The sequence below is a fragment of the Nocardiopsis sp. TNDT3 genome, from assembly GCF_003427465.1.
Classification (GTDB): domain Bacteria; phylum Actinomycetota; class Actinomycetes; order Streptosporangiales; family Streptosporangiaceae; genus Nocardiopsis; species Nocardiopsis dassonvillei.
Window position 1 is genome coordinate 1 of record NZ_QPFC01000314.1, and the last position, 5,698, is coordinate 5,698.

The following is a 5,698-nucleotide window of genomic DNA, read 5'->3' on the forward strand; positions in this document are numbered from 1 at the left end:
CGCCGCTCAGGTGGTGACCTCCTCCATCCGGGCCCGCGCCGCCGCCTCGACGTTCCTCTTGATGTGCTCCATCTCGGTCGGAACGTTCTGGTTGTACTTGACGGTCATCTGCTCGTCGTCGAAGGGCGCGTCGGGCCTCATGGCGAACTGGTAGCTCCAGGTCAGCCGCACGCCCTCCGGAACCTGCTCGTAGTTCCAGTGGATCCGCACGTACTCGAAGCCCTCGGTCTGGACGCGGTGGGACCACGCCTCCCCCGCCTCGCGGTCCACGGTGCGCTCGGACACCCAGCTCCACACGCGCCCCTGCTTGTCGGGTTGCTTGGTGACGCGGAAGCGCGTGGTGTCGCCGTCCTGCTCCAGGATCTCCACCGAGGAGTGCCAGGTGAAGATCTGGGGCCAGGAGGCGACGTCGTTGGTCAGCTCCCAGACGAAGTCGTAGGGCGCGTCGATGACGACGCTGTGCTCGATGCTTCCGGGCACGGGATCACATTCCTTTCGCGGGGGCCGCGACGCCCCCGTTGACGAGGGTGGACAGCACTGCAGGGGAGGGTGACGCCTCGGCGTCCGCCCCGAGCTTGCGGCCGACACGGCGCTCGATCTCGGCGACGATGCCCATGACGCCCAGGGAGTCGATCCCCAGTTCGTCGAAGGTGCTCGCGGAGGCGGTGGCGGCGTCGGTCCGGACACCGGCGCAGGCGGACATGAGTTCCACCAGCTCCTCCATCTCGATGTGTCTGTCGGGCATGGGTCTCCTCGGAATCTCGTGTGTCGGTTCGGGTCCCGGTGCGCGTGCCGTGTCAGGTGCCGGTCCGCGTGCCGGGTGCGGGTCTGTTCGTCGGCCTGGCTCGGGTCAGACCGACGCGGGTCAGACCGGGTCGGGGCGGGTCAGGACGACGGCGGAGTTGCCGCCGCCCAGGCCGCGCGACAGGACCAGCGCGGTGCGCAGGCGCGCGGCGCGCGGCACCCGCACGACCAGGTCCAGTCCGCTGGGCGCGTCGGGGACGTTGGGTGTGGGCGGTACGACCTGGTGTTCCAGGCTCAGGACGGCGGCGGCCACGTCCAGCGCGCCCGACCCGGCGTAGGCGCGTCCGAAGCCGGTCTTGGGCGCGGTGACGGCCACCCCGCCGGGGAACAGCTCGCGCAGCACGGCGGCCTCGTCGGCGTCGGCCTTGGGCGTGCCCACCGCGTCGGCGAAGACCACGTCCACGTCCTCGGGGGCGACGGCGGCCCGGCGCATCGCCTCCCGGGCCGCGTGCAGGAGTCCGGCACCGCCCGGGTCGAACGATCCGACCCCGCCGAAGGTGCTCGCGTGCCCCGCGACCCGGGCCCGGATCCTGGCGCCGCGCGCCCGCGCGGCGGCCTCGTCCTCCACCACGGCGACGGCCGCGCCCTCGGCCGGGACGTGGCCGGCCGCCTCCTCGGTGAAGGGAAGGTAGGCCGTGCGGGGGTCCTCGCCGCGGCTGAGGACCTCGGCGCCCGCGTGGCAGGCCAGTGCGAACGGGGAGCCGATCGGGGCCTCGCTTCCGCCGACCAGCATCGCGGAGGTCCCGCGCCGCAGGGCCCGTTCGCTCTGGCCCAGGGCGTCGAGCATGCCCGGCTCGTCGGTGACCAGCACCCCGCACATGCCCTTGAGGCCGTTGCTGATGGAGATCTGTCCGGTGCTCGCCGCGTAGAACCAGGCGATGGACTGGTAGGGGCCGACGTGGTCGGGGCCCCTGCTCCACAGGGCCTCGATCTCGCGCTGGCCGAACTCCACGCCGCCCGTGCAGCTGCAGATCAGCACGCCGACCGCGTAGGGGTCGGCGGCGGGGTCCAGCCCCGAGTCGCGCAGGGCCTCGCCGGCCGCGACCATCGCGAACCAGCTGAAGGCGTCGGTCTGGACGACGTAGCGGCCGTCGAGGTGGTCGTGCGGGTCGAAGCCGGGGATCTTCCCGCCCACGCGCACGTGGAAGCCGTCGGTGTCGAAGTCGGGGATCGGCGCGAGGAGCGATCGCCCCTCCCGGACCGCCTCCCAGTACTCCGGGACGCCCACCCCGGCGGGTGAGACCGTGCCGAGTCCGGTGATGACCGTGCTCATACGCGCACCTCGCTGCCCCGGTCGAGGACGACGGCGGACTGGAAGCCGCCGAAGCCGCTGCCCACGGAGAGCACCACGTCGGTGCGCCGCTCGCGCGCGGTCACCGGCACGTAGTCCAGGTCGCACTCGGGGTCGGGCGTGCTCAGGTTGGCGGTCGGCGGCACGACGCCGGTGTCCATGGCCAGCACGCAGGCGGCCAGTTCGATGGAGCCGATCGCGCCCAGCGAGTGCCCCACCATCGACTTGATGGAGGACATGGTCACCCGCCGCGCGTGCTCGCCCAGGGAGCGCTTGACGGCGTCGGTCTCGTGGCGGTCGTTCTGCACGGTGCCCGATCCGTGGGCGTTGACGTAGTCCACGTCGGTGGCCGGGCGCCGCGCCTGGTCCAGGGCGGTGGTGATGGCCCGCGCCATCTCCTGCCCCTCGCGGCGCAGGCCGGTCATGTGGAAGGCGTTGCCGTGGTTGGCGAAGCCCGCCACCCGGCAGCGGATCCGCGCGCCCCGGCGGCGGGCGATCGAGGCCTCCTCCAGGATGAGGACGGCCGCGCCCTCGCCCATGACGAAGCCGTTGCGCTCGCGGTCGAAGGGCCGGGAGGCCCGCGCGGGGTCGTCGTTGCTGTCCGAGGTCGCCCTGATGGCGTCGAAGCAGGCCATGGCGATGGGCGAGATCGGCGACTCGGCCGCTCCCGCGACGACCACGTCGGCGAGGTCGTCCTCGATGGCCTGGGCGGCGTAGCCGACGGCGTCCAGGCCGGACGTGCAGCCGGTGGAGACCGTGCGCACCGGTCCGCGCGCGCCGACCAGTTCGGCGATCTCCCCGGACAGGGCGCTGGGCGTCACCGCCCGGTACAGGTGGGGCGAGGCGGCCTCGGGGTCGACGACCCAGTCGGCGCCGCCCCGGCTCATCTGGACGTAGTCCCTCTCCAGGCGGGTGGTGCCGCCGACCGCCGTCCCCATGCTCACGCCCACGCGCCAGGGCGAGACCTCGGACAGGGGCGGGGCGCTGTCGGCCAGCGCCTCGGCGGTGGCGACGGCGGCGAACTGCACGTACCTGTCCATGCGTTCGGCCTGGTGCTCGTCCAGTCCGTGCGCGGCGGGGTCGAAGTCGACCTCGGCGGCGATCCGGGAGCGGAAGTCGGACGCGTCGAACAGGGTGACGTGGCGGGTGGCTGTGCGTCCCGCGGTGAGCATCTCCCAGAACGCGGACGCGCCGATCGCTCCGGGCGCCACCACGCCGATGCCGGTGACGACGGCCTCGCGTCTCACTGCGCCTCCCCGGGGAGGTCGCGGGCCCGGCTCAGGTCCAGGGCGGAGGCCGCTCGCGCGGCCGCCGCGGGGTTGTGACAGGGCAGGGTCATGCGGTGTTTCCTCCACATGGTCTGAGGGATGCAGAGAACGCGGCTTTCCTTTTCACGTTCGGTAGCGTGTGTATCACGCTGAGCCAACCCTCTCGGCGATGAACGCGCTCCCACGCGCCACCTGGCCAGCCAGCTTCCGTCTCCCGGGCGCGCCCCGGCCCGGGCGCGCTCCGCCGGACCCCGCGCTGGCCGCCTCCGCCCCGGGCGGGTCAGGCCGCCTCCGCCTCGACCACGGCGTCGGGGCACTCCGCGGCGAGGGCGACGAGCGCCTCGTGCTCGGCCGGGTCCACCGTCAGGGCCCAGCGGACCTTGACCGTGGTCCACTCGGTGACGTACCGGCAGTGCGCCTCCGCCGAGGCGGGCAGCCACTGCGCGGGGTCCTTGTCGGCCTTGGAGCGGTTCTGCGCCGCGGTGACCGCCACCAGGGCGACCGGTTCGCCCATGTCGTTGGCGTAGTCGCGGCGGCGGTCGGTGGTCCACTCCGAGGCGCCCGAGTCCCAGGCCTCGGCCAGGGGCACCATGTGGTCGATGTCCAGGGCGCGGGCCTCGGTGTGCGCGCGCCCGTCGTAGTAGGACTCCCACTGTCCGCCGCTCAGGCGGCACCGCTCATCGACCTCGGGCATGACGACGGCCTCCTCGATCAGGACCTCGGCGCGGGTGTTGCAGCCGTCGCGGTCGGTGTCGGCCCAGTGCGGGAACAGGGAGCGGTCGTATCCCTGCCGGTTCTCGTCGGTGACGGGCAGGCCGGCGACGGCGACGGCGAGCGGGACCGCCTCGGCGGCGTGCGCGGCGGCGGGCGCCGGTGCGGTGACGGGCGCCAGCACGGCGGCGGACAGGACGGCGGCGGCGGTGCCCACGGTGGCGCGCACGCGAGCCTCCTTCGGGTTTGACTACGGGTCGCAATCGTTCGTTTCCGGAGAGTGCACACGGGTAACCCGCGGGCGGCCCGTCCCGCCGCTGACCGCAGGGCGCACCAGGGCGATACGGGAGAGTCCGGCGCATCGGCGCACCGGAATCGGCTCTGCCGTCCACAGCCTTCCGGTCAGGCGCTATCGACCGAACCCGAGACGGGGGCCGTTGCCGCCCGTTCCGGCCCGCGACCGGCGGCGGGACGCCCTCCGCCCACGTCGGGGCCCCGCGATCCCGCGGAGACGTCCGCAGCGCGCACCCGCCCCGGAGGACGGCCCCGCGCGCACGCCCGAGCCGGTTTCGGACAAAGGGGTCGCCGTGTGCACACATCCGCCCCCGGCCGTTCCGACGGAACCGACTTTGCCCTAATATGAAAACCATTATCGTTTTTGCTGACCCAGCGGGAGGAGAAACCAGGTGAGGCACGTGTCCCTCCCGCCTGGCAGGACGCGCCCGATGCCCGACGACGCGGCACCCGACGGCGCGGCGTCCGGGCGGACCGGCCCGGCCGGGGTCAGATGGCTGGCCACACGGGCGGGCACGGCCACCGCCGCGGTCGTCCTCGGCGTCCTCCTCGCGGTCTCCGCGGTGCTGGCCATCGGCCTGGGATCGGCGGTGGTCCCCCCGGCCGAGACGGTGCGCTACCTGTGGGCGGCCCTGAGCGGCGGCGTGATCCAGGCAGACGAGGTGGTCCGCTACCAGATCATCTGGCAGATCCGCACCCCCCGGGTCCTGCTCGCCGCCGTCGTCGGGGCCGGTCTGGGGGTCGTGGGCGTGGCCGTCCAGGCCATGGTCCGCAACGCCCTCGCCGACCCCTACATCCTGGGGGTCTCCTCGGGCGCCTCCGTCGGCGCGGTACTGGTCAGCGTGCTGGGCGCACTGTCCGCGCTCGGTATCCACGCGGTCTCCGCCGGGGCCTTCCTGGGCGCGCTGGGCGCGACGCTGCTCGTCCACCTCGTCGCCCGCTCCCCCACGGGGGTCACCCCCCTGCGCCTGGTGCTCACCGGGGTGGCGCTCTCCTTCGGCTTCCAGGCCGTGATGAGCGTGATCGTCTACCTGGCGCCGAGCAGCGAGGCCACCGCCACCGTGCTCTTCTGGACCATGGGGAGCTTCGGCGCGGCCACCTGGAGCTCCCTGCCCGTGGTGGCCGTCGTGGTGGTCCTGGGCATCCTCGTGCTGCGCGGCCTCGCGCGCCCGCTCGACGTGCTGGCCCTGGGCGACGAGACCTCGGCGAGCCTGGGAGTGGACGCGGCCGGGCAGCGCAGGGTCCTGTTCGCGGTGACCGCGGTCATGACCGGGGCCATGGTCGCCGTCAGCGGCGCGATCGGCTTCGTCGGCCTGGTCATCCCCCACAT

At 73.7% G+C, this 5,698-nt stretch carries 6 protein-coding genes; 1 reads left to right on the forward strand and 5 read right to left on the reverse strand.

Translation table 11 applies throughout. From position 1 onward, the window contains the following. Window positions 1-6 precede the first annotated feature (6 nt). The 5 genes from DQW06_RS08445 to DQW06_RS08465 all read right to left on the reverse strand — a co-directional run bounded on the left by DQW06_RS08445 (window position 7) and on the right by DQW06_RS08465 (window position 4,303). Window positions 7-480: an SRPBCC family protein gene (locus tag DQW06_RS08445; RefSeq protein WP_013155266.1), complete on the reverse strand. Its 474-nt coding sequence runs from the start codon at window positions 478-480 to the stop codon at window positions 7-9. 4 nt (window positions 481-484) lie between these two features. Continuing rightward, window positions 485-745, reverse strand: a complete 261-nt coding sequence (locus DQW06_RS08450; protein ID WP_013155267.1) for an acyl carrier protein — start codon at window positions 743-745, stop codon at window positions 485-487. Window positions 746-865: 120 nt separating this feature from the next. Next, complete coding sequence (locus DQW06_RS08455; RefSeq protein WP_117198246.1) at window positions 866-2,077, reverse strand: beta-ketoacyl synthase N-terminal-like domain-containing protein; 1,212 nt, start codon at window positions 2,075-2,077, stop codon at window positions 866-868. Continuing rightward, window positions 2,074-3,342: a beta-ketoacyl synthase gene (locus DQW06_RS08460; protein WP_013155269.1), complete on the reverse strand. Its 1,269-nt coding sequence runs from the start codon at window positions 3,340-3,342 to the stop codon at window positions 2,074-2,076. The genes DQW06_RS08455 and DQW06_RS08460 overlap by 4 nt, the downstream gene beginning before the upstream one ends. A 301-nt stretch (window positions 3,343-3,643) precedes the next feature. Continuing rightward, window positions 3,644-4,303 (reverse strand): HNH endonuclease family protein, encoded by a 660-nt coding sequence (locus tag DQW06_RS08465; RefSeq protein ID WP_013155271.1) that lies wholly within the window; start codon window positions 4,301-4,303, stop codon window positions 3,644-3,646. A 496-nt stretch (window positions 4,304-4,799) separates the two neighbouring features. Between DQW06_RS08465 and DQW06_RS08470 the strand changes: the two genes are divergently transcribed. Further along, window positions 4,800-5,698 (forward strand): iron ABC transporter permease (locus tag DQW06_RS08470; protein ID WP_157983373.1); only part of this gene is annotated, 899 nt, incomplete at its 3' end.

Coding starts and splice junctions, on each gene's coding strand:
- DQW06_RS08455 (WP_117198246.1), bottom strand. CDS start 2,077: ATGAGCACGGTCATCACCGGACTCGGCACGGTCTCACCCGCCGGGGTG.
- DQW06_RS08450 (WP_013155267.1), bottom strand. CDS start 745: ATGCCCGACAGACACATCGAGATGGAGGAGCTGGTGGAACTCATGTCC.